29 protein-coding genes are annotated in these 24,326 nt (G+C 53.5%); 1 reads left to right on the forward strand and 28 read right to left on the reverse strand.

The features are described 5' to 3' along the window. Positions 1 to 5 precede the first annotated feature (5 nt). Positions 6 to 4,346: a phage tail tape measure protein gene (locus ACT3RW_RS10615; protein WP_444613702.1), complete on the reverse strand. Its 4,341-nt coding sequence runs from the start codon at positions 4,344 to 4,346 to the stop codon at positions 6 to 8. A gap of 239 nt (positions 4,347 to 4,585) precedes the next feature. Between ACT3RW_RS10615 and ACT3RW_RS10620 the strand changes: the two genes are divergently transcribed. Then, positions 4,586 to 4,813: a hypothetical protein gene (locus ACT3RW_RS10620; protein WP_444613703.1), complete on the forward strand. Its 228-nt coding sequence runs from the start codon at positions 4,586 to 4,588 to the stop codon at positions 4,811 to 4,813. Between the two features lie 255 nt (positions 4,814 to 5,068). Here the strand turns inward: ACT3RW_RS10620 and ACT3RW_RS10625 are convergent, their stop codons facing one another. The 27 genes from ACT3RW_RS10625 to ACT3RW_RS10755 all read right to left on the reverse strand — a co-directional run bounded on the left by ACT3RW_RS10625 (position 5,069) and on the right by ACT3RW_RS10755 (position 24,317). Then, positions 5,069 to 5,623 (reverse strand): hypothetical protein, encoded by a 555-nt coding sequence (locus ACT3RW_RS10625; protein WP_444613704.1) that lies wholly within the window; start codon positions 5,621 to 5,623, stop codon positions 5,069 to 5,071. Between the two features lie 2 nt (positions 5,624 to 5,625). After that, positions 5,626 to 5,865: a hypothetical protein gene (locus tag ACT3RW_RS10630; RefSeq protein WP_444613705.1), complete on the reverse strand. Its 240-nt coding sequence runs from the start codon at positions 5,863 to 5,865 to the stop codon at positions 5,626 to 5,628. A gap of 89 nt (positions 5,866 to 5,954) precedes the next feature. Beyond that, positions 5,955 to 6,458: a phage tail tube protein gene (locus ACT3RW_RS10635; RefSeq protein WP_444613706.1), complete on the reverse strand. Its 504-nt coding sequence runs from the start codon at positions 6,456 to 6,458 to the stop codon at positions 5,955 to 5,957. A gap of 2 nt (positions 6,459 to 6,460) precedes the next feature. Next, on the reverse strand, positions 6,461 to 6,658 hold the full coding sequence (locus ACT3RW_RS10640) for a hypothetical protein (protein WP_444613707.1): 198 nt from the start codon (positions 6,656 to 6,658) through the stop codon (positions 6,461 to 6,463). A gap of 74 nt (positions 6,659 to 6,732) precedes the next feature. After that, the gene (locus tag ACT3RW_RS10645) at positions 6,733 to 7,113 is read right to left on the reverse strand and encodes a hypothetical protein (protein ID WP_444613708.1); all 381 of its coding nucleotides are present in this window, start codon (positions 7,111 to 7,113) and stop codon (positions 6,733 to 6,735) included. Continuing rightward, a complete protein-coding gene (locus ACT3RW_RS10650) occupies positions 7,106 to 7,489 on the reverse strand; it encodes a hypothetical protein (protein WP_444613709.1) in 384 nt (127 codons plus the stop codon). The genes ACT3RW_RS10645 and ACT3RW_RS10650 overlap by 8 nt, the downstream gene beginning before the upstream one ends. Continuing rightward, positions 7,486 to 7,881 carry a DUF6093 family protein gene (locus ACT3RW_RS10655; RefSeq protein ID WP_444613710.1) on the reverse strand — a complete coding sequence of 132 codons (396 nt, stop codon included), beginning with the start codon at positions 7,879 to 7,881 and terminating at the stop codon, positions 7,486 to 7,488. The genes ACT3RW_RS10650 and ACT3RW_RS10655 overlap by 4 nt, the downstream gene beginning before the upstream one ends. After that, on the reverse strand, positions 7,878 to 8,273 hold the full coding sequence (locus tag ACT3RW_RS10660; RefSeq protein WP_444613711.1) for a Gp19/Gp15/Gp42 family protein: 396 nt from the start codon (positions 8,271 to 8,273) through the stop codon (positions 7,878 to 7,880). The genes ACT3RW_RS10655 and ACT3RW_RS10660 overlap by 4 nt, the downstream gene beginning before the upstream one ends. An 8-nt stretch (positions 8,274 to 8,281) precedes the next feature. Further along, positions 8,282 to 8,632, reverse strand: coding sequence for a hypothetical protein (locus ACT3RW_RS10665; RefSeq protein WP_444613712.1), 351 nt, complete (start codon positions 8,630 to 8,632; stop codon positions 8,282 to 8,284). Further along, complete coding sequence (locus ACT3RW_RS10670; RefSeq protein WP_444613713.1) at positions 8,632 to 9,618, reverse strand: SU10 major capsid protein; 987 nt, start codon at positions 9,616 to 9,618, stop codon at positions 8,632 to 8,634. Before ACT3RW_RS10670 ends, ACT3RW_RS10665 begins: the two co-directional genes overlap by 1 nt. A gap of 18 nt (positions 9,619 to 9,636) precedes the next feature. Next, positions 9,637 to 10,203, reverse strand: a complete 567-nt coding sequence (locus ACT3RW_RS10675) for a hypothetical protein (RefSeq protein WP_444613714.1) — start codon at positions 10,201 to 10,203, stop codon at positions 9,637 to 9,639. 72 nt (positions 10,204 to 10,275) lie between these two features. Next, positions 10,276 to 11,382 (reverse strand): hypothetical protein, encoded by a 1,107-nt coding sequence (locus ACT3RW_RS10680; protein WP_444613715.1) that lies wholly within the window; start codon positions 11,380 to 11,382, stop codon positions 10,276 to 10,278. Positions 11,383 to 11,507: 125 nt separating this feature from the next. Continuing rightward, positions 11,508 to 12,881 (reverse strand): phage portal protein, encoded by a 1,374-nt coding sequence (locus ACT3RW_RS10685; RefSeq protein WP_444613716.1) that lies wholly within the window; start codon positions 12,879 to 12,881, stop codon positions 11,508 to 11,510. Between the two features lie 8 nt (positions 12,882 to 12,889). Next, the gene (locus ACT3RW_RS10690; RefSeq protein ID WP_444613717.1) at positions 12,890 to 14,509 is read right to left on the reverse strand and encodes a hypothetical protein; all 1,620 of its coding nucleotides are present in this window, start codon (positions 14,507 to 14,509) and stop codon (positions 12,890 to 12,892) included. A 109-nt stretch (positions 14,510 to 14,618) separates the two neighbouring features. After that, positions 14,619 to 15,167, reverse strand: a complete 549-nt coding sequence (locus tag ACT3RW_RS10695; protein WP_444613718.1) for a hypothetical protein — start codon at positions 15,165 to 15,167, stop codon at positions 14,619 to 14,621. A 1,223-nt stretch (positions 15,168 to 16,390) separates the two neighbouring features. Next, the gene (locus tag ACT3RW_RS10700) at positions 16,391 to 16,969 is read right to left on the reverse strand and encodes an HNH endonuclease (RefSeq protein WP_444613719.1); all 579 of its coding nucleotides are present in this window, start codon (positions 16,967 to 16,969) and stop codon (positions 16,391 to 16,393) included. Positions 16,970 to 17,153: 184 nt separating this feature from the next. Further along, positions 17,154 to 17,741, reverse strand: a complete 588-nt coding sequence (locus ACT3RW_RS10705; protein WP_444613720.1) for a hypothetical protein — start codon at positions 17,739 to 17,741, stop codon at positions 17,154 to 17,156. Further along, a complete protein-coding gene (locus tag ACT3RW_RS10710; protein WP_444613721.1) occupies positions 17,738 to 17,974 on the reverse strand; it encodes a hypothetical protein in 237 nt (78 codons plus the stop codon). Before ACT3RW_RS10710 ends, ACT3RW_RS10705 begins: the two co-directional genes overlap by 4 nt. Further along, positions 17,971 to 18,240 carry a hypothetical protein gene (locus ACT3RW_RS10715; RefSeq protein ID WP_444613722.1) on the reverse strand — a complete coding sequence of 90 codons (270 nt, stop codon included), beginning with the start codon at positions 18,238 to 18,240 and terminating at the stop codon, positions 17,971 to 17,973. Before ACT3RW_RS10715 ends, ACT3RW_RS10710 begins: the two co-directional genes overlap by 4 nt. Next, a complete protein-coding gene (locus ACT3RW_RS10720) occupies positions 18,237 to 18,413 on the reverse strand; it encodes a hypothetical protein (protein ID WP_444613723.1) in 177 nt (58 codons plus the stop codon). Before ACT3RW_RS10720 ends, ACT3RW_RS10715 begins: the two co-directional genes overlap by 4 nt. A 965-nt stretch (positions 18,414 to 19,378) precedes the next feature. Then, positions 19,379 to 19,675 (reverse strand): hypothetical protein, encoded by a 297-nt coding sequence (locus tag ACT3RW_RS10725; RefSeq protein WP_444613724.1) that lies wholly within the window; start codon positions 19,673 to 19,675, stop codon positions 19,379 to 19,381. Between the two features lie 73 nt (positions 19,676 to 19,748). Then, positions 19,749 to 21,074, reverse strand: a complete 1,326-nt coding sequence (locus ACT3RW_RS10730; RefSeq protein WP_444613725.1) for a hypothetical protein — start codon at positions 21,072 to 21,074, stop codon at positions 19,749 to 19,751. Between the two features lie 33 nt (positions 21,075 to 21,107). Continuing rightward, a complete protein-coding gene (locus tag ACT3RW_RS10735; RefSeq protein WP_444613726.1) occupies positions 21,108 to 21,386 on the reverse strand; it encodes an FDXHR family putative zinc-binding protein in 279 nt (92 codons plus the stop codon). Positions 21,387 to 21,486: 100 nt separating this feature from the next. Further along, complete coding sequence (locus tag ACT3RW_RS10740) at positions 21,487 to 21,876, reverse strand: RusA family crossover junction endodeoxyribonuclease (RefSeq protein ID WP_444613727.1); 390 nt, start codon at positions 21,874 to 21,876, stop codon at positions 21,487 to 21,489. Further along, positions 21,873 to 22,736, reverse strand: coding sequence for a DNA cytosine methyltransferase (locus ACT3RW_RS10745; protein WP_444613728.1), 864 nt, complete (start codon positions 22,734 to 22,736; stop codon positions 21,873 to 21,875). The genes ACT3RW_RS10740 and ACT3RW_RS10745 overlap by 4 nt, the downstream gene beginning before the upstream one ends. 109 nt (positions 22,737 to 22,845) lie before the next feature. Next, complete coding sequence (locus ACT3RW_RS10750) at positions 22,846 to 23,070, reverse strand: hypothetical protein (protein ID WP_444613729.1); 225 nt, start codon at positions 23,068 to 23,070, stop codon at positions 22,846 to 22,848. Then, complete coding sequence (locus tag ACT3RW_RS10755) at positions 23,067 to 24,317, reverse strand: replicative DNA helicase (RefSeq protein WP_444613730.1); 1,251 nt, start codon at positions 24,315 to 24,317, stop codon at positions 23,067 to 23,069. The genes ACT3RW_RS10750 and ACT3RW_RS10755 overlap by 4 nt, the downstream gene beginning before the upstream one ends. Positions 24,318 to 24,326: the final 9 nt, after the last annotated feature.

The following is a 24,326-nucleotide window of genomic DNA, read 5'->3' on the forward strand; positions in this document are numbered from 1 at the left end:
TCCTCCTACTTGTGTGTTCCGTTGAATCGCTCGCCAGCCTGAACCAGAGTTCCGGCTTGCTTGCCACTTACTTGAAGAGCGGCGCTGAGCTGAATGCTGGACATTGCTTGAGCTAACTGTTGGTAGTCGATAGCCACAGCTGGAGCTGATTGCGATGACGCGTAACGCGACACCTCAACAGACGGCGGAACCATGAGCGCCGGTGGAGTCATCAGGTTCTCGGCAGCAGATTCAACATCGCTAACCTTAGACAGCAGACCAAGCTCCACGCCGTCGCCAGCATCCACGCCAGCCTTGAACAGTGTGCGTGAAGGTGAGTGCATGTCCAAGGACTTACGGAATGCTTTCTCTGCGTTCTTGCCGAGCTTGTAGAACGCGTTTTCAACAACGTCATTCTTCTTCTCCAAGCCGTCCACCAAACCCTGCGCGGCATCAATACCGCCCTTAGACATGGCCTTCGTCAAAGACTCGCCCGTGTTCAACCCGTACTTCTCAACAGACCTGAACGAACTCAAGAAGCTCTTACGTTCGCCATTGTTCATGGACAGCATTGCGTCGGCCAGCTCGAACGTTCCCGATTGGGTCCATTCGTCGATTACCTGCTGGATCATGTTCTCGTTGAAGCCCAACTTTTGAAGCTTCGACACCTTACCGGACAGCTTCTTAGCACCGGACGCGAGAGACTTACCAAAGGACAGTAGACCCTTCTTGCCTACGTACTTCTGGTATCCCCACTTGTCCGTCTGCCCTGTCAGCCCACCGAGATCGAACGCGCCAACCATCGAGGATTGGACACCCTTCTGAGCTGATAGGAGATCGTCACGCTTTGCTGTGGCTGCCTCCAAGGACTTCGCCAGCTTGTCAGAACGCTTCTCCAACGACAGCAACTGTGATTCCATGCTGTACGCTGCCGAACGAGCCGTAGCACGTTGCGACTTAGACAAGTCCTTGTTCTTCGAAAGATCAAAGAGCTTATCAACCTGCGACATACCAGAACCACTAGTGAACGCATCAGTAATCTCGCCACGCTTCAAATCACGTCGGAGATCGAAACGTTCCTCATTCACACGAGCAACACGCTCACGCTCAAGCTTGGCTGCTTCAGCCGCTTTCTTCTTAGCGTCGTCAGCTTTCTTCTTAGCGTCCTTAGCCGCCTTATCCGAAGCTTTCTTAGCCGACGCACTAGACTTCTTAGTAGCCGAAACTTCAGCCTTGAGTTGCTTCAACTCGTACTTAGCGTCGTACAAGTCAGCCTTGAGAGCCGCCTTACGAGCCTTGTTCTTCTTATCGCCAGGCATCAACGAGAACTGACGTTGCAAACGGTCAACCTTCGACTGAGCCGAACCAACACGACCACCTGACGCGAGGCCAGCTAGACCCTGCACACTTGGATCGTCACGGTTGATCAGGCCAAGCAGTCGGTCATACTTACTAGCCGACTTCTCACGAATAACCCACTCGCCATCATCAACACGTGCTGTAGGCATCCCATCAGACCCAATACCCAGGATCATGTCAGTACCAAGACCGGTATAAGGCAACCGTCCACCAGTCGCACGATTAGGTAAACGACCGCCCTCAGCGTTCCTCCCGAGGAATGTTTTGGCTACCCCAGCCCCTGGAGGGGCTGAACCAGGCACGAAATTCTGAGTCACCGTCACTGATGAGAACCTTGGGCGTGCAAGCCGGTTCAAGGCTTCTTCGGCCCCGCCAGTCTGCGGGACAGCCGTAATAGTTACGTCTTTACCCTTGATGTTTAGGATCTTGCCCTGAGTGGAATAGACGGTTCCATCATCGCCAACATAAACAGGGACATCTTTACCCTTGATTCGAGCAATGCCAGCTTGAACATTAGTAACAGTGCCATCATCAGTGACGAAAATATATTCAGTCTTACCCGTGATCGCGTTGATCTTCGACTGAACCTGACCAACGGTTCCGTCCTCAGAAACAGCAATGCCAACTTTGGTGTAACCAGGGATCTGCTCAATGGCGTTTGCAGTGGCTTCGGCAATCTGTTTAGCGCTATCTTCCATCCATGACTTGACGCTGACATCCTTAGGGATGCCCATCAGCTCACGAACAAGCGCCTCAGAACCGCCAGTAGCTTTCATTAGCGCGTCATAAGTAGTCTGCATACCAGACTGAATCTCACTAGACGAAGCACCAGCGCGAGCCTGAGCCTCAGCCAGAGTCTCCGAGTCCTCAGCTACAGCACGCAACGCCTCGCGATTCTTGAGAGCCGCCTCAGAGTTGCCCGTAAACTTAGCGCCATTCTCAGCAATCGACGCATTCAGCGCAGACAACGAACCAGTTAGCGCATCCTGCGACTCGCTCACAGTGCGAGATTCCCGTCCCAGCTCGAAAACAGACGCGAGAATATCGTCAAGGGATTTAGCTGTTTCCGCTGCAACCTCGCCAGTGCCAGCAAGGGCGTCCCCAAGTTGCCCAGTGCCCTCAGCAGCCTTCCGTGACTCGGAATCAGCAAGCTGCAGAGCTCCCGAATACTGTGGGAACAATTCAGCTAGAGCCTCAGTTGAGGTTCCAGCATTAGCAGCCATTTCAGACAGCACCCGATAGGACTCGGCGGCGCTATCAGCGTTACCGTTCTTAGCCATATCAGCTAGAGCGCCATCCAACTGATCAACATTCTTCTTCGCAAATTCCCAGTTGGAAGAACTGCGCGTACCGAAGCTTAGGACCTTGGAAATATTTTGGTCTGCTTTGTCGGACCAAGACGGGTTAGCGATAACGCCGATAGCGTCCTCGAACCCCTTAACGTCTAGTCCATCGAACCAGTTGCCCTTGCCAGTGAAAGCGGCATTGATAACGTCAGGGGTCTTGCTGACGTCCAACAGACCCGCCGTGAGTTTGTCGATATTCTCAAGCGATCCCGACGGAACCATTGAACCAATAGCAGGGCCTACAGCCGCCAAGGTCACAGCACCAGCACCAATGGTCTTAAGTGCCCCGCCAAGCTTGCGTGCGCTACGCTCACTCTTGGACATGGCAGCATCTATGGTCACGAACGAACCGGACGCACTAGAAACTTGCTTGCCCGAATTCTTGCCAATAACGCCCAGGTCTTTCAGTGCGTCTTTAGTGTCGCGGATCTTTGGAAGTACGTTGATAGCCGCACCTGCGAGAAGTGCCGCGCCACCCGCAACGCCCGCGAACATCGTTCCCATGCCAAGAATTGGCGCGGGAATCTGACCGATAACGTCAACTACCTTTTCAGCGGTCTGTACAAAATCACGCAGAACCTCATTAGCTGCACCGCCACTCTTTAGGAATACGGTATCGAACGAACCGCCAAGCTTTTCCAAGTCGCCAGCAAGGTTATTCTGCAAGAGCGCCGCAGTATCAGCGGCGTAGCCTGCATCATTGACCTGATCAATCCAGCCCTGAATACCCTTAGCACCCTGCTCGTAAAGAACATTCGAAGCACGCACAGCATCAGACCCGAACATCACCGACATGGCAGCGTTACGCGCTTCAGGAGTTAGCCCGGCCATTTTCTCTTGCAACTGACCAGCAAAGTCAGTCAGTCCAACGAAGTTACCCTGAGCGTCATAAGCAGAGATGCCAAGCTCGTCAAACTTTTTCTGAGCTTCCTTGGACTGCGGAGTGAGTCGTTGAAGCATGGTCTTGAAGCTAGTGCCAGCGTCAGAACCAGTAAGACCAGCAGACGCAAACGCCGCCAAGCCGCCCGTAGTTTCCTCAATCGTCAAACCGGTAGCAGACGCAACAAGACCCGACTGATTCAGCGCCTCGCCCAAATCATGCACGGAACCTTGAGCCTTACCAGCACCAGCCGCCAACAAATCGGCAAGGTGGGGAATATCTTCACCAGACAACTTAAATTGCGTGAGGGCCGATGCGCTGATTTCGGCAGCGTCAGCAACACTAAGCTGACCAGCCGCAGCCAAGTCCAACGCACCGGTCAGACCGCCACCGATAACATCCTGGGTAGATACGCCAGCCTTAGCCAACTCCTCAATACCGCCAGCAGCTTCTTTCGCACTAAACGCCGTATCAGCACCAGCATCAATCGCGGCCTGACGAAGCAGACCCATATCGCTCGCGGTCGCGTGAGATGATGCTTGGACCCCTGACATGGCCTTATCGAATTCTGCGAACTTCTTTACAGCTAGTACGGCACCGCCACCAACGACGGCACCGAAGCCCATCATGCCCTTGCTGACAGTATCCAGAGATTGCTCATGTTGCTGTGACCACTTATCAAATTCACGAGCCGAATCTTTAGTGGCCTGAGAAGCCGTCTTTAGCCCGTTGACTAGGCCGGATACCTTTGCGTCAATTTCTAACTTAACAGTCCTGGTCATAGAGGCTCCTTAAAAGAAGAAACCCCCGATATGATCAGGGGTATGGGAAAGCAAAATAAAGAAGTAAGCCTTGGGAAATCAGCAATATTTCTCGGCGCTTTATGCGTACTCGCATCAGTAGCAATGAGCGCAACCGGCGCATTCTTTTACGGAATCATCGCGACACTAACCGGAATTCTTGCCGTAGCCTGCGCAGTACTATGGGGAATGAACCGCGACGCAAAGAAGCGGAACGCTCGGTGAGTAAATTTCTTAGCAAGCGCGGCCATAACGCACGCGTCACAGGACTAGCAATGCTCGTATTCGGAATCGCTATCGCACTCGCAGCCGGCTACGGGCAAGCGGACGGACTATCAAGCTTCAGCGTCCTCGTAGCCGTAGCAGGATTCATAACATTCATCGTCGGCATAGGGCTCGGCAGGGAAACCCCGAAAGACTCCCCTACCGACGCACCAGCCGAGCAATAAGCATCAAAGCACGGTTATAAGGCCGCTCATCCCAACCATCCTTCTGGAAACGCATAAGAGCAGTTGTCTTATGGCACCGGGTAGGAGGGTCAACCTTGTACGCCATCTCATTGTCAGGATCCGTACATTCACTAATCGGGCCACCACACATCGGACACAACATAGTGTCCTCATACAGCTTCAACGCCAGCATCTTGTCCTGATCATCTTCAGACCAAGACAAGAAGCCAGAGTGCGACAATCCGAGAGAGCGAGCTACTTCGAGTTCTTTGCGGAATCCTGCATCAGCTTGAATCCGCTCTGCGAAAAAGGAACCTGAGGACGACCACCATTAGCCGACGCGACAGCAGTCTGCACTTCCTGCCACTGACCATCGGACAGGTCATCAACGATCCCCGCCCAATCCTCAGCAGTGAACTCAACTGGTTCGCCCTGCTGTTCAGCAAGAGCAATCGCACCATCAGTGAGCATCGCCTTAGCAACAGCAGAATCGACGTTGTAACCCAAAGATTCATCAACGTTATGGTCATCGCGTGGAGGGTTAGCTTCCTTGATGGCCGACCAGGTAGCACGAGGCAGAGCGCGGATAGTCAACACTAGTGTGCTGTCCTCCTGCGCCTTGTAGAGTTCCGCAGAACGGATCTCCAACTTCTTCACCGGGTCATTATTTATGCGACGGTCAGAAATCGCGTTACGGCGAGCAGTCTCAAGCTCAGCCTGAACGCCCTCATACTCGGCAACCAACGAACCATCCAAGCAAATCTCAACACGACGCTCAGGACGCTTCACTTCAAACTTTTTCTCAGCCATGGTTACTTACCCTCTTCCTCGTCAAGCACTGGAATGAATACACGATGCTTCATGTACGTGTTGTTCTTATAGTCGGGGATCATCTTGCCGTGCGAATCGCGAGCAATTACATCGGCGTGGATCCCTTCGCGGTCAAACCACAGTTCGGCAGTCTGCTCGGGGTCGATGCCAACCGAGTCAAGAAGTGATGCATACTGGGCGCGAGTCAGTGACTCTGGAACGCCGGGAATACTTTTAGCCACAACAGGCTCCTAAAAATCTTTGGGACAAGGGTAAACAGGGTGAACCGTTCCCCCACGCACCCTGTCAAGGCGTGAGGGAACGGAAGAACTTAAGCGGTTACAGCAACGTCGATACCAGGATCACCGGTAACGAACAGCTTCGAAGTTGAACGGGTAACCGAGTTCGCTTCACCAGCAACCTCAGCCGGGAAACCAGCCTCAATCGGGTAGACGCGAACAATCTGAGAATCGGCCTCAGCGGTCTCGTAAGGCAAGTTACGGCGAGTCACCAAGTAGTGAACCGAACCCTCATCCAAAGCCTCACGAGCCTCATTGAACGCCGCATGAGCAACCGAGTTGGTGTTGTCGATGTAAGTCACGTCCACCGAGTGAGTCTTACGACCACGCTTCTCAAAAGTAGAAGTCGAGCACAAGCGCTCATCAGTGATCGTCTGCTGATCAATAGAAATTGCCAGACCGTCACCAGTCAGATAGCAAGAAATGTCAATGCCAGCAGTCAGCTCAGCGACAGTAGGCGCATTCACGTCAGCGACGGTAGGTACAAGCACGGCGCGAACATTGCCGTCATATGGAGTACTAGGGATCTCAGCCACAGTTACTTCACTTCCTTTTCAGGTTTGACCGGCACGTTCTTTACAGTGCTCGGCAGGGGGTTATGTTTCGCCGCACGTGGGTACGGGGAATCTGGATAGCTGGCCTTGCTGACCGGCTGGAAAACGTCACCGATACGCTTGTCAGTGCTCAGCACGTCAAGCTCATGACCGGTTCGCTTGTCTCGCACACGTACATACATGCGGGCTCCTTAGGTTTTGGGCATAGAAAAAGGAGCCATACGAAAACGCATGACTCCTTGGTTGAAATATTTAGTTACTGCATGACGCGCCACTCTTGAACCGTGTAGAACGGGTGAGCACCATTCGTTAGTGTCACATCAAGGTCCTCGATGATTTCGCCTGACGCTGGCACTTCCTCAACACGCTGTAGGTTGATCCGTGCACCCTCTAGAACTGCGCGACACTCAGCGTCAATGATCGCGACCGATTCATGAGTCAAGCTGACAACGGTAACCCGCCACCGATCCACACGCGCATGAACCGACCGAACCAACGAACGATCAGTGGCACGAGGAATAAATGAACGCACCAGGATGTAAGGGAACGTCGGATTATCGGGAACCTTGGACGGGTACACCTTGGCCTGAGCCGGCAACGAGGCTAACAGTGCTAGGAAATCCGTTTGATTACTCAAGCGCATCACCCCACTTATCAACAACCTTGCCAAGTTCACGCTCAAGATTCGGTGACTCACGTGCAAGAGGGCCGTCAAGATCGCCATAACCGCCACCACGAGAACCGCCAAAGTAATAGAGGTTACCGAGTGCGCCACCACGACGACCCTTGTCTGGGCCCACCTCGTATTTAGCGTGACCGATGCCGTACATCGAGTCGTAGCTAATCGAGCCTTTCAGCCCACGCCACGACGAACCAGACGGGATACCGTCGATCAGATCATCCTTGATATTCTGCGCACCCTTTTTTAGGACCGCATCAACCTCAGGCAACGCCTTAGAAGCAATCTTGCCAAGATCATTAGAAAACGCCCGAAGCTCACCAGCGCCACTCACTGTGTCACCAGTTCCACGTTCCAACGATCCGCAGTCCGATACGTGCCACGACCCAACTCAGTGAGACGCAATTTCAGGCCGACCAGATCAGGGTCCATCACCGAAGAAAGCACAGTCACACGGTCACCCGGCAACGACTGAGCCGACACCGGCAAATGAACCATCAACTGCTCAACCGTAAACGCATGACCGCCAGCATCAGGAGTAGAAGCCTGAGCCTGACGCCCCTGCAACTTACACTTACCCGTGTAAACCGTCTCCCAAACCTCAGACACAACCGCAGTAACAGGGTCAGTCACAAGACCAAGAGAACGCTCCACAAGGCCCGTGTCCAGCATCAGGGATTCGGCAGCCTCACGACCACGCAAAGTAATAGCCTGAGCATCGATCATCGGAACCTGCCAACCAGGCGAATACTAAACGCGTCACCATCCAGCGATGGAATCAGCAAATCCCAATCAGCATCAGTGATGACCAGGCGACCCGAAGAGTTCGCAGTGTCCACAGTTTCAGTCAACGAATAATCGTCAACAGATTCCGTGTACTGCCGCAAACCCTTCGGATTCTTGAGCTTCGCAACGATCGTTTCAGCCACCACACGAGTTACCGTGCGCGTGTACGAAAGGCCGGTAATCTCGTCAGCCATGAGCACGTCAATATCAGGAATGCGAGCACGAATGTCCGCTTCGAGATCCTGCAACCACTCAGTAGCCTGCGCAGTCTCAGCCGTAGTAAGGTCACGCCCGAGGCGCTTCTGAACATCTTCAACAGTTGCGAAACTCATTGCGGCTCCTAATCTTCGAGAAGCGCCTTGACTTCCTCACGCTTGAGATCTTCAAGCTCTGCTTCGTCAATGCCCTTTTGGATGGCGTATGCGCGCCACTCATCAAGCGACGCGTTGCCCTTAGGTTCGAATAGCTCCGACCCCTCGGCTACATGCTCATTGTCAGTAGGCGGATCAACAGTAGGCTCTTCAGGCTCAGGAATGGAACCTTCAACAGCCACGCCGAACGAATCCGGCAGGCTCAACAGGTGGCGTGCTTGGACTTCCGAAACAACGGCGGCCCCATCAACAAACTTGACGGAACCGCCGCCGAAGGAAACCCGCAACCCCTTGTGCTTACTACAGGTTGCGGTAATCATTACTCTTCCGCCTGAGTCAGGGTAAGAACGCCGTGCTTCTTCTCGTTGCCGTAATTCAGGCCGATTTCACCGTAGATCTGCACCTTGTCAGAAGCACCGGTCTTAGCCAGTGGCTCAGCGAAGAAATGACCCTTGCCCGGAATCTCCAAGAACGACGGACGTAGATCCTCAAGGGAAGCGATCGCGATCTTGTCAGCAGGCATGTAACGGTTCAGCATGATATTGAAACGACCGAAGTCAGTCTCAATGGTCTGAACGTTCACGCCACCAACGTTGCGGGTTTCTTCCTTGTAGCCGGCGTTCGTGATGTACGCGGCGGAAAGAGCACGCTTGAGAGAAGCGTTGGTGATCAAGGTTCGGGTCTCGCCCTCCTGAATACCTCCGCTAGTCCAAACGTCCTGCATCAGGTCATCAAGGGCATCCTTGAGAACGTCAGCAGGAGCACCAGCAAGAGCGTACTCAGCGACACCGACGTTAGTTGCCACTGCCTGCAACAGGCCGCGAGTCTTACGTGGCGCAGTGTTGGTGGTAGGCGAAGCGTAAGTGCCAGTGATAAAGGTCTTTTCAATATCACGAGCAATCTGCTTGAACTGCTGCTCCAACTGCCAAGCCAGCTCATCAGCCGGAATAACAGTGTTACCAACAGTCACGTTAGGCATTGCGTTAGTTGCACGCTGCTTAGTCGCACCCTGCTTGGTGTAGGAAACAGCAACTGCCTCCTGGTGAATCTCAAGCACGTTCGAAGCGTTGTAGCGAACACGAGCGTCACCCGCGCCAGCGTCTGCACCCTCAAGGCGCTGACGTGCATCGTCCGCGTCGCGCAGGTCGTAACCCTGCCACTCGAACAAAGTCGAACCAACCGATTCACCGCCGGTAAGACCACCAATGGAGGACAGTAGCGGGGTATCTTCAGGAGACGCGGCGAACAGTTCGCCAACGTAGTTAGGCAGGTTATAGGTAGTGCCCAGACCAGTGATTCCAGCCATGATTCATGACCCTTTCAGTTATTTGAGTTTGCTTGCCAATTCGCCCAATTGCTGCGCCTTGAGCGCAGAAATACGGGACTTGTCACCCGACTTCTCAGCGGCAGCGATCTGCTCAGCTACCGTCCCGGTAGCCTCATGCTTCGCACCGCCCGACATGTCAGGCTTAGGGGTGCCAGGCGCACTAGTACGCGCCACTAGTTCGGAAACGCGCTTAGCTGAAGCCTCGTAGCTTTCAGCGTCAGTGCCCGAAACTAGATCTTGATATTCCTCAGGGACCGGATACTTAGCTAACGCGGTCAACCGTGCGCTAGTAGCTTCAAGCTCTGCGATACGCTTTTCGCGCTCTAGAACTTCAGCCTGCGCACGCTCAATATCCGACAGCTTGGCTTTCTCAGCCTCAGCCTGAGCATCCTCAAACGCCTTGATCTGCTCGCGAGCCTTAGCAAGATCCGCAAGAACAGCGTCCTTAGATTCCTGAGATTTGAAACCGCCAAGATCATCGGCAGGTTTCGGAGTTTCCAAGGTTGGCTCTACCGTCTCAGTAGGCTTGACCTCAGTAACCGGTTTAGTTAGTTCCTCTGGCACGACTGCACCCCTTCATGATTTGGCCGCATCTCACGGCTAAAACCCTTATGCGCATCTCACGCACAAGGAAAACTAGTTGAAAACTTGACCGCCAGTAGAGAGCCAGCGCCTAAAGTCCTTTTCGACTTTCGCGGCAATCTCTGGGGTTAGTTTCTCTTTTGAGCTATACGGGTTACGACCCTCGCGCACCGCATCCCAACGCAACTGAGCATCGAATAAGCGGCGCTCAGCTTCCGTCATGGCGTATCTGTCGTTCGGCTTACGTTCGCCAGTCCTACGAGCTTCCAGCACCGCTTCACGAGCACCAACACGAGTACCGCCACGAGCCAACGCGCCCAAACCCTCACGCTGGCCAATGATCGAACCCAAAGGATCTTGACCGCCCGGCAGAATGTAGCCGTTACGCTCAAGAGCTTTCAGAGTGTCAGCACGCGAAAGGTTCTGCGAATAGATACCCTCAGGAGTCAAGCGCGGACCATTGCCACGCCCAAAGTTCCCGCGCCGGCTAGTTCCCTCAGTAGTAACCAACCCGCCCGGCTTCATGCCACGGCGTGAGTTCACCACCTGAAACAGGTCGCCGCCATCACGGATAGCCTGCGCGCCAGCCTTGGTATAAGCACGGTCCTGCTCAGCCTCAGATAGTCCGTTGAAATACTCATAAGGGTCATGAATTAGACCCTCAGAGGCGCCAGCATCAATAGCTTTCTGGGTCGAAGCAACATGCACGCAGTCACAGCCAGGATGCCGACGAAAACCAGCATTCCAACGATAAAACTTGCCGGCCAGCACGGAGCAACGAGAGCACGACGGCGGATTCAACATGCGCACATAACCAGTGTTTTTTCGTGTCGCAATATCCACGCCGGCAGCGCCACGCCCAGCATCAGCCACCGTAGTTTTAGTCAGCATCTCGATATGCTTCGAACCGGCAGTCATGGCAAGACTTGGTGTCATACCACCTGCGATAAGGTTTTTCACATACGGTGCGGTTGAATACAGCAAGCCCTCTAGCGTGCGCCCGTCGGCAGCAACACCAGCGAATGCACTAGGGTTTACGAACGCCTGAGGTGGCTCATATAAACCTTGCTCAGCCAACGCATCAGCCGAATAACTCGCACCCGCCGTAGCATTCGCCAACTGAGCCGAAGATACCACTGTCAAAAGTCCAGTGGTAAGCATGAGCGAATCCCAAGACTCAGAGATACGCCCCGCTTGAACCAGTGACCACGCTCTACGCGCTTTGACGACAGCCTGTGTCTGTAGCCTCTGAGACGACTTGTACTGAGAAACCACAGACTCAAGCATTATGCCTCCGTAGGTTCAAGCCCGAACTGATTTACATCCTTTTCGAGCTGAGCAATCTGCAAACCAGCCTCCTGCTCAAGACGTTCCCACTCGCGAACCTTCTGAGCCTCGGACCAGCCCAAAGCATCAAAGACAGACTCGCGAGAAATAGCGCCTTGACCGTTCGCATACAACTTAGTAGCAGAGTCGGCAGCCTGCGCAAGGGTAGGAGTAGCAGCGTTGAACCACTCAGTCTTAATACGGGAACCATTGACCCACTCGCCAGTGCGGAACCGCTCATAAAGACCAGAAACCCAGCCCCAACCATCACCAAACGCGGTCTGCTTCTTCTCCGTATTCAAAATCAGACGGACTTCCTCGGCCATAATCGCCTCGAACGACGCTGGATTAACCGTAGAATCACCAAAGTAACGCGACGGCAGACCAGAAACAGACGAAGCTAAGTTGCCGTAAAGCTTGATAGTGTCATGGAAATTCTTGAGATCCGACGCAGTGAACTGGCCAACCTCGGCCTTATCGTTCTGATTCGCCCAAATCGCAGTGAAATACGCCTCCCACGCGGGAATAGGCGTACCGTCCTTCGCAACGAAATCATCCTTAGACATGCCAAGAACATACTTCTGAGGCACCGAATGCGTCTCAACAGCCAACTGCAAATCAGTCAACGCACGAGCCGACGCATCAACCAACTGCGCAACATCCGACATCTCAGAAACACCAGTCCAACGACCAGCACGCCGACGATTCAAGAACATCACCAACGGGACACGGCCCAAGCGGTGATCATCACGATCAACCACAGACCAGTTACCGAAGCCAGTACGCTCAAGCCACAACGTCTGATCAGGCAAATACAAAGTCGCCGCACGAGGCAACCCGCCAGACTCAGCGCGATCATAAAAACGAGCGGCAGCCACAATCCGACGATGACGGCGATCAACCTCAACCGAAATCTCAGTAGGAGACTCAACCTGAATCAGCGGGAACTCAGAATCTTCCTCATTCGTAGACACCGAAACATAGCCACGGCCATAAATCATCGTCTCCTGATGCAACAACAACGACTCAGAATCCAAATTGTTAGCATCCCAGCCATCACGCAAAGACTCCGAAGCCTTATTCTCACCAGGGAGATAAAAACCCTTCATCTTCAACCGGTCAGCCACCGAATCAACAGCAACCCGACACCAGTTAGCCGACACCTCCAAAAACTCAAGCTCAGGAGGAACAGCCAAACCAATCTGCTCCAACCGGCGAGTACCCTCGTAATACCGGTCATGCAAAATATCGTTGCCAGACAAAGCGGTAAGCTTCGACTCAAGACGAATCAAGAGGGCCTGAACATCGCCCGTGAGCGTGGAAATCTGCGCCACAAGCACCCCTAACTAAAACAAAACATACGAGAGTCGGTTTCTTCTTCTTCGCGGAATTCATCGCTGACAAGACCGTCAGACCACGCCTCAAAACAAAGAATTGACGACATGCACATGTCAATCTTTTGAATCTCAGACGGCTTTCCGAGAATGTAACGCTGACCAGTACGTGGTCGAACAACCGCATTCAGGACATGAATCTTTGTAGTCTCACAACCGTCATGACGGAACTGAGTGTCATCGCCGTTGATAGCCTGCTTGAACGCTTCAAGGACAGGGTGAACCTTTGGGACACTTGATGTTTCCCAAGCGAAAACGACCGACTTATCATCATCACTGCGATACGCCGCCTGCCACTGCTTCAACTCAAGTCGCCATGAGTCATCTTCAACAACTTCCATAGCGTCAGACTCAGCAGAGACACCGCGAGCAGATCCAGCCGGGTCGAAGTACGCACGAACCACCTTGAACCGCGTAAACAGTTCATCAACAGCTGCCCGAACCTCAGCGCGTGGAATAGTCGCAGACGGGCCATTAGGTTGCCAGATAGTCGGACGCTTGTCAGGGCCGAACGTGGGCGTGAACTGATAGCCGTCAGCAGTCATTGCGCGTATGCCAGTCCAGTCATTGTTGTTCGACAAGTCGCCAGCGATCACAATCGGCGTACCATCAGGAATCTCGCGAGGCTCATTCTTTAGATCCCACGGTTCCTCGGCAAGCCAAGAGCCAGCACCCTGCACGCGACGATTACCGTAGAAGCGCTCAGCCTCAGCGGGGTCGCGACGCATAGCCTGCTTGATATCTTCCTCAAGGCCCTCAAGGTTCATTAGCACCCATGGCGCATCTGAATAGTTGTACTTGAGAATGCGACGGCGATCAGCCTGATTAGTCCACTTCAAACTAGACGGCGGTGGAGTCCACTGAATATAAACACCGTCAGACGGGTTTTCAATAAGGTCTTTCACCACATTGTCGGACGCTGGATCATCAGGATTGGTAGTAATGAATCCGCGACCACCCATAGCCGTAAGACCACGCTTTTGAGTACGGAAAACTTTCCACATAGCATCATCAGCAAACAGGCCAGCTTCATCCCAAGGCACGCACGTAACACGAGCGCCCAGACGCGACTTAGCTTTAGATGTGACAGGCACAATCTGATTAGCTTTACCACCAGGGAGGCGAATAACTTCCTCACCAGTTCGCGTGATCTGCGACGATAACGGACCGTAGTCAATCATCGGGCGCAAAGCGTCGAAAGTATTGCCGGTCTGAGCTTCAGAGTTAGCGGTGATCTGAATCAGTGGCGCAGTCCATTTACGGCCCATAGGCTCACCTGCGCGGTAGGTGTAAACCCAACCGCAGTCGCAACCCTGATTAGCGCAGATCCATTGCTCTCCACCCTTAGCCCAACCCTCGAAAAGCGCCGGGCCTACAGCCTCAACGCAAATCATGGCAGCAACCAGTGGCGACTTACCTTTTTTCTGAGAGTCAATCAGCACAGAAAGCTGATGAACGAACGCCGATGACTTCATCCCCGGCTTAGCAGTCTCACGAATCGCATAATGATTAGAGACAAAGCACAGCTGATAATCACGAAGAATGAACTGTGGCTTATTGCCGTCCATGTCGAAATCGCCATCAGGAACAACGCAGTGCCGCTCAATCCAGTCTGGAATAATATCTAAAGCGTGACCTTGCCACCACTTCAGCGCCTCAGATGCGGTCTTAGGAGTCTTAGCTACCAACAGCTTTCAGCCTCCGCTCACGCGCCGACGAACCGCCAGCGGGAGCCGAAGCCTTAGGGGTTTCATCAGCAGTAGTAACACTGATTTCAGGGCGAGCAATAGCCCAGCCGTTTTCTTTCAATCCGGCCGGGGTAAGCCCAAGCTGATCACCGAAACGATGCAATGATGACTTGTCAGCAGCCTTAGCTTCAGGGCCAGCGCAGACCAGAAAGGTTCGCACGTAAAGCGCTACGATATTCCAGCGCCAACGGTCCAATTCCCAAGCGCAAGCTTGCGGATAAGTCCAAACTTCATCCCACAAATCGAGCTCAGCGTCACGACGTTCTTCCGTTGCTGCTTCATCAAGCTCACGCGACGGCTTACCGTTCACGATCACGTCTATGTAGACGGCAGGCGAGCCCAGCGGCCATTCAATCGGTGGAACAGCACCGCGCCCCTCATTGGGTAAAGCGTCAAGCTTGAGGCCACGCTTCGCAGAGCGATCAGAGTCTGGATTCGACTGAGGACCAGAGCGGTTTCTAGCACCACCTGAAGCCATGCCGATCACCTCCTGAAATACCTAGCCCGAAAGTTTTGAACCATAGCGCGGACTATTTTGATCTCCCCGGCGGGGTGTCTGACTGGGGATTTTTTAGGGTTAGCCCCCTGGGGTGGACTAAATAATGGCGAGCTGAACGGGGCTCAAGTAGAGCGCGTCAACGTCACCAAAGAGGCTTGCATCCTTCGATGGTGCATGTACGCTTGTTCATGTGTTCGTTCCTTTTCAACGAATACAAAATAAGCCCCGGACTGTTAGCGCAGTCGGGGCTTCATCTATTTGGTTATGTGATTCCGTGCGACGCTTTACCGGCGGCGCTTAGGTTGCAGTGCGGGTGGCTCGGGCCGAGGATGGTTGACCTATCTTCGCCGTGGTCTAGGTGGAATGGCTCGCCGATTGGGATGATGCGCTTGCACCGAACACAGGTGAGTGATTGTGTCTCGTGCTTCTTTGCCCATCGTCGGCGTTCGCGGTAGAACGCGGAATCGTATCCACGCTCAGCCTTACTTCCTCGCGCCTTGTCGTGTTGCGCGGCGTGTGTTGGGCAGTAGCGGGATTGGGTTATCGCGGGGCATCCTCGCTGTCCGCAGATCCGATCAACGTCAGCCAGACCAATCACCACCTTGTTGCGTTACCCGCGTTGGTTGTCCATGGTTCCAACGCGGGCGACGGTGCAAGGTCCAGTAGCCTTGCTCTACCCCGTCGTGGGCTGTGTGTAGTGGGAGTAGCAGGGATTGCACCTGTCGCAGTTGGGTAACGCCTTACCCTTGCTAGTCCACTAGGAACTCCCGCAGTGCACCCACGCTGTTGAGTCAGACTCTCAGGCGCGGGTGCACGCAAGGCGGCTACCCTTTCGGATACCTGCGTGCTGAGTTAGCCAGCCATACGGTGACACCCTCAGCGAGTCCATGCGTTTCCGTTTAGGACTCGATAGCACGCAACGTGGGCGCGTTTCCCATCTGTTTCAATGGGTGATCCCTTGCGGCATCCGGCGTTCCATCACTTGCGTGTCGTGCGCTACCCCGTCGTGAGCGGTCGAGGACATACCTAGTAGCGCTGGGCACTCAGCGTCATGCTGGTCTGCCCATGAAGCTTAGCCTTGTGACACAGGGTCAGTATTAAGCATGTTGTGTGAGGGGTTGTTCTACCGGTTCGCCCCTCAGCCGGTGTGCGTCCTATTTGGACGTCAATACCCAGCCACTAAAGGCTGGGCTTGAGTAGCGCTAGGCTACCCGGTCTAGAAGATTGTTAGTGAAAAGTTTGTTGCGAGCGTCAATTGCTACCCGCTCCGCGTCTTCAATTCTGGAGAAGCTACCTAGTGCGCGTGTCACTCCGTTATGACTGATCTGCGCTCGCCATTTACCACATCGGTTATCCCAGGTAACTCCGCGCACGCCGCTAACATTGCTTCGGTATGCCCCGTTAGAGTTTTCCTTGTTCTGCTTATGTGTCACTGCCTGAAGGTGGTCTGGGTTAACGCATTTGCGGTTATGGCAAATGTGATCAAGTTCCAACCCATCCGGAATACTCCCGTACTCAAGTGCGTAAGAAAGTCTATGAACATACCAATTCTTGCCATGCATGGAAACTGTTGCGTATCCATTTGGTTTCACTGGGCCCTTCCAGATCCAGCAAGATTGGCTTTTGTCTACTCGCGCAAAGAACCCATCTTTACCCAAGCTATATTCCCTACCGGCTTGCGGATCTCCATGGCGACGCCATTTCTCATAGTGCGAATTGCACCATCCGCGTGTTCTCTTGGGCTTTGCGCAACCATCGATTGAGCATGTAAGCTTTTCCATATCGAACTCCTAAATAGTTCGTTCATTCTCCCGGTGGATTCCAGTCCATGCGGGAGATTTCTTTTGGATACACAGAAGCGACCCGGAGATAATTCTCAACGGGTCGCTTCTAGGGTACAAAAAAAGGACCGTTCATCGAACAGTCCTTGGTTAGTCCTCTGGCGAGGCACTATTAGATTAACACCTACCTGCCAGCAATGGCAAGTCTAAACCACGCCATCTTTTTACCGCTCCATCCAGCCCCACATCCACGACACTCTGCCGTCCATTCGTGGGGCTTCTTTAGATCCTTAGTGCCATCCTCATAGCAGTTGATCACCAGGCATGTCTCACGCTCACTGCCATGAATAGCCTGACCGCAACTCGGGCACGCGACACCATCCAATCGCCTAACCTTGGTCGGGTGAAGTAGTGCGTGAATGTCATCAAGCCACTGTTGAAAGATCCGCTTGAACCACACTTCCCATTCGTCGCTATGATCATCCTTGCTAATCTTTTGGATCAGCCCCTCAAGGTTCCCGAAGTAGCGCTCGCCGTAACGGTTCCAGTGATCATCACCAGCCATGCGCTCCATATCCATAAGCATCTGCAACGCCTGCCCATCAAGCGGTAACGGCTTGCCATTACTGGCATCACCACCCTCGCCGATAGAATGAGTGATGGCCTTGCGTAGCTCGGCAATGGCAGCAGGTTTCTTGACTACTTCCACACCCTCGCCTTTGATCTTAAGGTGTGGCTCGGTCAGCTCTTGCGCTAATGAACGTAGGTTCACAACGCCTCCCCTTCGATGGTGTTGGACCATTCCACGTCCTCGGCTTTTAGTCCGGTGAGGTGTACGTCTCCGTTGTTCTTATTTCCGTAGACGCGTCCTTGGTTGGTTCGAAGTTCGATGGCGTCTGATTCTTCCCAATCGTAGGAGCCGATGTCTACATAGACGTGCGTGTCTGGGTTTAGTTCGCTGAGCATCGCAATGAGCTCGCCTGCTGTGGTTCGCGTCTTACTCACTCCCCCTCCTGGATGGTGATTGGGGTGTTGGGGTTGAGTGTGATGGTTAGGCTTTCGGTTTCTTCGAAGTTGCCCCAGAGTGTGACGTTTACCCATTGGTGCCCGAGTCCGTAGCGTGGTTCTTTTTCGCAGATGGCTTGTTCGGTGATGATGTTGGCTTTGTGGTTGGTTTCGACTAGCGTTCCGGTGATGTGTTGCCCTTCGAATGGGACGGTGATCTTGCTGGTCAGGTGCGTTCCTGAGAGTTCTTTGGCGGTGATGTTCATTTTTTGGCCTTTCGCGGGTTGACCGTGATGTGGTACTTACCGGTTGCGAGTTGTTCCATGCCGAGCTTGATCGTTCCGTGAATGTTGGTTTGGTATTCGCGGGTGGCGATATGCCTGAGGATCCAGTTGCAGGATTTCCATGCGATCCAGTCGCGGAAGGTGTCGGGTGTCATTTTTTGGCCTCTCGTGAGCTGATGATGTGGAATACTTCTGGATCTTTTGGGCAGGTGACGATGGTGAATGTTCCGCCTCTTGCTTTTTTGGCGTGCCAACACAACTGCTTGACGGCTTGTTCGCGGGTGCGGTATTGCGCTTTCTGCCCGCCCATGTGGTTTGTGCAGTGACAGTCACTCATTGTTTGTCCACCATCTTGTGATTGCTTCGGTGCAGATGATGATTGCGGTCATGGTGAGCAGAAAACTAAACATGGTTCATCGTGCTTTCTTTCCGTTGTGGATGAGTGGCGGGTGGTTGATTCGGCGGGTGTAGAGCTCTAGTTCCCGGTCGAGTCGTGCCCGGTACGTTTCTTGGCGTTGGTCGGCTTTTGCCTGAACTAGTTGAGCGCCTCCGCTTTTGAGGTGTCGCATTGCCCTGTGTGTGCGTTGTTGTATCCAGCTCATCGTGCTTCGATCCCGTCTCGTATCTCGTTGGCGTTCCGCAAGACCCTCTCGGCGTGCGTGCTGTCCTCAAGGGTGGCTTTCATGCGCTCGCAGTCGGCCCGGTTGATGGACTGAATTATGAGTTGACTGCCGAGCATGAGCGCAAATGTTCCGAGTGGTGACTCTTGAATCGTGTAGGTGGTCACTTTGTGGCCTCGTGGATCTTGCATGGAACGTAGATGGTTTCGCCCTCGAATGCTGAGTCACTGAAGTTGTCTAAATACACTTCACCCGTGTAAATAGTTTCGAATGCCTCGCACGTGTTCTCTGTGCACGAGACGAAGATGTAATGACTGCTCATTTCCGTTCCTTTCGTTTGCGTGCTTGGAGTTTGCGGGTGTGGTTGATTTGGTGGTGTCGCGCTTGTTCCCAGAGTGGTTTGATTTGCGGGTCTTCGGTTTCGTTGATCCAGCCTTGTTTGATGCGCTCAGATTGGATTGACCGGCGAATAGCTACCCGGTACGTGCAAGAAGTGAAGATCATTTGCCCGGCCCTACTAGCGCGTAGTTGGTCTTCGCGTGACTATCAGCGGATTCGTTGGATGAGCGGGCTAAGGCGTCGAATGCTTGCGCCCATCGTTCACCGATCAACGTAACGATGTCGCCGAATGTTTGGAGCGCTTTAGACAAATCCCTTACCTTCCAGCCGAGCGGGTTGAGTTCGCGGCGGCGCTTATCGGTTTGCTCTAACGCGTTTTTCATGTAGAGGTTCGCCATGCGGGGTTGGTTCGTGTTGATCGCGTGAATTGCTTGGGTGATTAGTTCGTCGGTGGTCATGATTGCCTTTCTTGGCATAAAAAAAGCGCCACACAGGACGCTCGGGTTGTAGATCGGTTTACAAGGGTTAGAACTACATCACGCGATAGTGGTCCCAGAATCCGGGCAGGTACTCACCAACGATGAACACGGTCACGCCTGATCGTGAGTACTGGCCGCTCATGTCTTCGTAGTACTTGGATCCGGGATCGCTCGTTGTTGCTTGAATGCGGGTATACGGTCCAAGGTCAACGATGGATGCGTGGTGCTTGTGGGCGGTGAGCCATAGGTCAACGTTGAATCGTCGTTTTGCGGATAGGTTTTGAGACTGTTTCGCGAGCCATGTTTCTTCAGCTCCGCTAATCTTGTGCCCGTGTGCGGTGGCGATGTTCACGCCTGAGGTGGTTACGGTCGTGATCATCTGATCCTGTGGGATCTCAAACCGGACCTTTGCGAGTTCGGGATGCAGTGCACACAGGGTTTTGAGCGTGTCGCCGATTAGCCCGGTTGCGTTGTCGGCATCGTCGGACACGTTGGTCTTGCCACCGTTCCGCGACATTTGGCCGTGATTGCAAAGGCAAGCCGAGTAGATTACTTCATCGAAGTACGGTGACAAAGTTTTGATCCAGAGCAGGTTTAGCTCTAGGGCTAGGTTGATCTGGTCTCGCACGTTTAGATCTGAGGTGTAAGCCTGATTTGCGTAGGAGCTGTACACGTTCTCGATATGGTCACCCATGTTTGCGAGGAGTAGATTCTTTGGCAGCGACCCACGTTTTTGCATCCCATGGATGTCCTCAAGGATGTTCGCTAGCGATTGTTTGATGCGCTTTACGGTTCCAGGCGTTCCACCGTTCTCACCTTTTCCCAGCTGAAAATCTGCCAGTGACACAACATAGGTGGTCGGGTTGTCGCCTTTGATTACGCTTGCTGGCATCCAGTTTCGGACTTGTTCGGCAAGATCAGCGTAGTTGATTCCTGCTTCGGTTTTGCGTGCGAATCGTGCCCGGTATGAGTAGAGGTTTACGATGTCGCGTGAACCGTCTTCTAGGGCCTTGGACTGTTGCCATGTTGAGCATCGAACGGTGTCGTCCACGATCACAAATTCGTTTGGGTCTAGGTTGAAGCGTTCGAAGATGTGCGTCCAGTCGGTGACGGGCTTTGTGGTTTGTACGTCGATGAACTCGCCACCGTCGCTGGTCACGTCTGCTTTGCCGGTGAGCGTTTCGGTTGTCGCATTTTTTGCGACGGTTGGCTGACTTTTGTCGCAGGCGCAGATTCTTTTGCGGTGGTTGTTTACGGCGGATTTGCTGACGTTGCCACCGTTTGCGTTGATGTAGTTGGCGAATGTTCGGGATGTAATGGTTCCGGTGTCGCTGTATCCGAGGTCTTGGAGGGCTTGGGCGAAAGTGCACTTTTTCATGCGGTTTCCTTTGGGTATGAGAAAAGCGCCCGGTTAGGAGCGCTTGAATAGCTTGTCTTTTTCGGCTTGGGTTAGCTGTTTGCCGTAATGCCAGTAGTCCTTTTCGTCTTGCCAGTGCCCGTACTTTGGTACTCCCGATTCAGTGGTTCCGTTTTCGTAGGGCTGGATTTCGCATCGTCGCCCGTCTGGGAATTGCCCGACTCGGTGTGCTTCGAATGCTGTGTTGCCGATGAACGTTTCGCAGCAGGTTGCGCAGTGCCCTGCGCGTGTTCCGTCTGGGAATTCTTTGTTGCATTTTGGGTGGATAGGCATGTTGCTTGCTCCTTTGTTGAACAATGACCGCTCAGATTTGCGGGCTTAGAAATGGTTGGAACGTCCACGGGTAGCTTTAGGGGCTGTGAGGCGCTCAGAATTAAACTGGCAGCCGTTCAATGGTGATTTCAGCGCCGGGCGTATCCAACGCCCACCGCTTCTTGGCTATCCAAGTAACGATCCGCGAATCATCCTTGAGTAGCCCGGACTGTTGCAACGCGTCTCCTACCCCGCGCTGTAACTTATCGAGGTCGAACGGGGTCGCCGGGTAATCCTTGAACTTCGGTTTGCCGGGCCGCTCAATCCAAAACGTGACATAAACGCGAACCGGCTCATCAATCGGTTCATCCAACGCGTGAAGCTTGGCGACACGGGTTACTTCTTCCCGCCATGGCTTCAGCTTCTTGGATGACTCAGCCATTCGCCCCTTGCCGTAGAACGTCTTCGAACCCTGACCGGCAGGCGTGCCAGCAACAAAAAACGAGATCACTGGTAGAGCCTTTCTGCTACGTCGCTGACAACGTTCGTCGTTACCGCGTTGCCGCAAAGCCGATGCCTACGCGCTGGAAGATGCCCCTCGGTCCAGTTGTCAGGAAATCCTTGGCATCGTTCGGCTTCAACCGGAGTCAATCGCCGGGCAAGGACTTCGCCCGCAGCGATAGACGCAGGCTCATCCACATACAAGCCAGTAAGCGCACCCTGCCCGCCACCAAGGGCCTTCAGTGTCCGCGCTAGCGTCGGTCGATATATTCGCTGAGAGTCGGATACGCCCTGCGTGACTTCTTCAAGATGAGCGGCATTGCTTCCGGTGAAAGGAAAAACTGGGGATCCGGGTTCGGCTCCATGATGTCCGACAATGTAGATTCGTTCTCTAGCTTGTGGGACGCCGTGATTTTTGCTGTTGAGTACTTGCCATTCCACGAAGTACCCCAGCTCATCAAGCGTGGTGATGATGGTTCGGAAAGTTCGCCCGTGATCATGCCCGAGTAGTCCTTTGACGTTTTCGAGGATGAAGTGTTTTGGTTTGTGATGGTTGAGGATTCGGGCGATGTCGAAGAAGAGTGTTCCTCGGGTGTCTGCGAATCCTTTGCGTTTGCCGGCGATGCTGAATGCCTGGCAGGGAAATCCACCAACGAGAAGATCGAAGTTTGGGATGGTGGCGGGGTTGATGATTGTTGCGTCGCCGAACTGGTCATGGTCGTAGTGGCTTTCGTAGGTTTGGATTGCGTGCTTGTCGATTTCTGAGTATCCGACGCATTCGAAGTTGGTGTTGGTCAGCTTGCCGGCAGCTTCGAGCCCTAACTCGAAACCGCCGATTCCGCTGAACATGGAAAAGTATTTGACGCTCACGACTCGCCTCCTTGGGCATAAAGAGAGCCGCTGTCATCGACAACGGCTTGGGTTTCGTATTTGGTTTCGAGTTCTTGCAGGTACTCGGCCATCACTTCACTGATGTGTTTCAAAATTGGACTCCTGCCCTGAACCACGCCTCACCGAGTAGCCGGTCAAGTGGTTCACGTTCGGTTGGTAGGTCAGGCCAAGCAAACCGGGTTGGTATCGGCTTTGCTTTGCTGTAGGCCATATCCCGGTAAAGGTCGGGGTTTGCTTGTTGAGCCAAATATTCGTGCTGCTCGTGAATTCTGACGATGAGTTCCATGAGTTGCGGTTGGGTTAGCTGGTTCACTGGACCGCCTTTTGGTAATAGCCCTTGAACTGAAGATCAAAACTTCCTGTGGTGCCGTGACGATTCTTAGCAACACCAACTTGCAACGTGGTTTTTGCTTCTTCGTCAGATCCGCTGATCGCACGATGGAGCAAGATCACTACCGACGCGTCTTGCTCGATAGCGCCAGACTCTCGAAGCTCACTCATTTTTGGTGGATTGTCATCTTGGGTGCTGTTTCGGTTCACCTGCGAAAGTAGGATCACTGGGACCCCGTAATCTACTGACAGCATTTTGGCTTGCCGTGACGTTTCTGCGATTAGTTCGTGTCGTGGTCGCCGGTCGCCTGATGGTGCGTTGATCAGCTGTAGATAGTCGATGACGATTCCGCTGATCTTTTGCCGACGGTTCACTGAGTGCACGAACTTTTTGATTTGCGACATCGTGAGCGACTCATTCAGGATTGCGAGCCTGCCGTTCTCGATACGGTTCGCACGCCACTTAGCGATGATTGCCCGCTCCTTGTCGTGGAGGTTGCCTGAGTCGATGCGCGAAAGGCTGATCTCGGTTTCGTTCGCAATGAGTCGCTTACCGATCTCAGTTTTGCCCATCTCCAAGCTGATAAATGGGACGGCACCGTTCTTTTCCATCGCCTGAGCAAACTGCATACCCAACACGCTCTTACCTACGCCGGGTCGTGCACCGATAACGTACACGTTGCCCGGTCGTAGTCCACCGATGATCTTGTCTAGGTCAGGCCATGGTGTCTTAGGGTAGTCATGCACCTCGTCAAGCGCCGCGATTATCTCGTCCACATCATCGGACAGGAAAGACACTTTAGGGCCCTTAGAACCGGCTACAGCGTCTTGCATGCGTAACTGAGTCTCTTCGACAGTGTCGCCAATGTCGACAGGTGAGCCGATAGCCTGCTCTGCACCCTGGAAAACTGCTTTCAACCGTCTACGTGTAGCCGACTCAGAAACAATATTTTCCAAAACTTCGATGTTGTCGTAATCCGGTAACGCCTGCGCTGCCTCCCGAATGTCAATCGGGTCAACACGAACCTCAGAACTCTTCAACTCATCCTCTAGGGTGAGCTGGCTAATCCCTCGACGCTCGTTATACATCGTGAGCGCTGCCCGGTGGATAGCCTCATACGTTTTCGAGTAGTAGTCGCTAGGGTCCAAAGTCATCTGCGACAGGATCGCCCCACGAGTCGTAACGATCATTCCGATAATGGATCGTTCAACACTGTTTGGTTGCTCCAACTTTCCCTC

It is taken from the genome of Glutamicibacter sp. AOP5-A2-18 (assembly GCF_052446055.1).
GTDB lineage: Bacteria > Actinomycetota > Actinomycetes > Actinomycetales > Micrococcaceae > Glutamicibacter.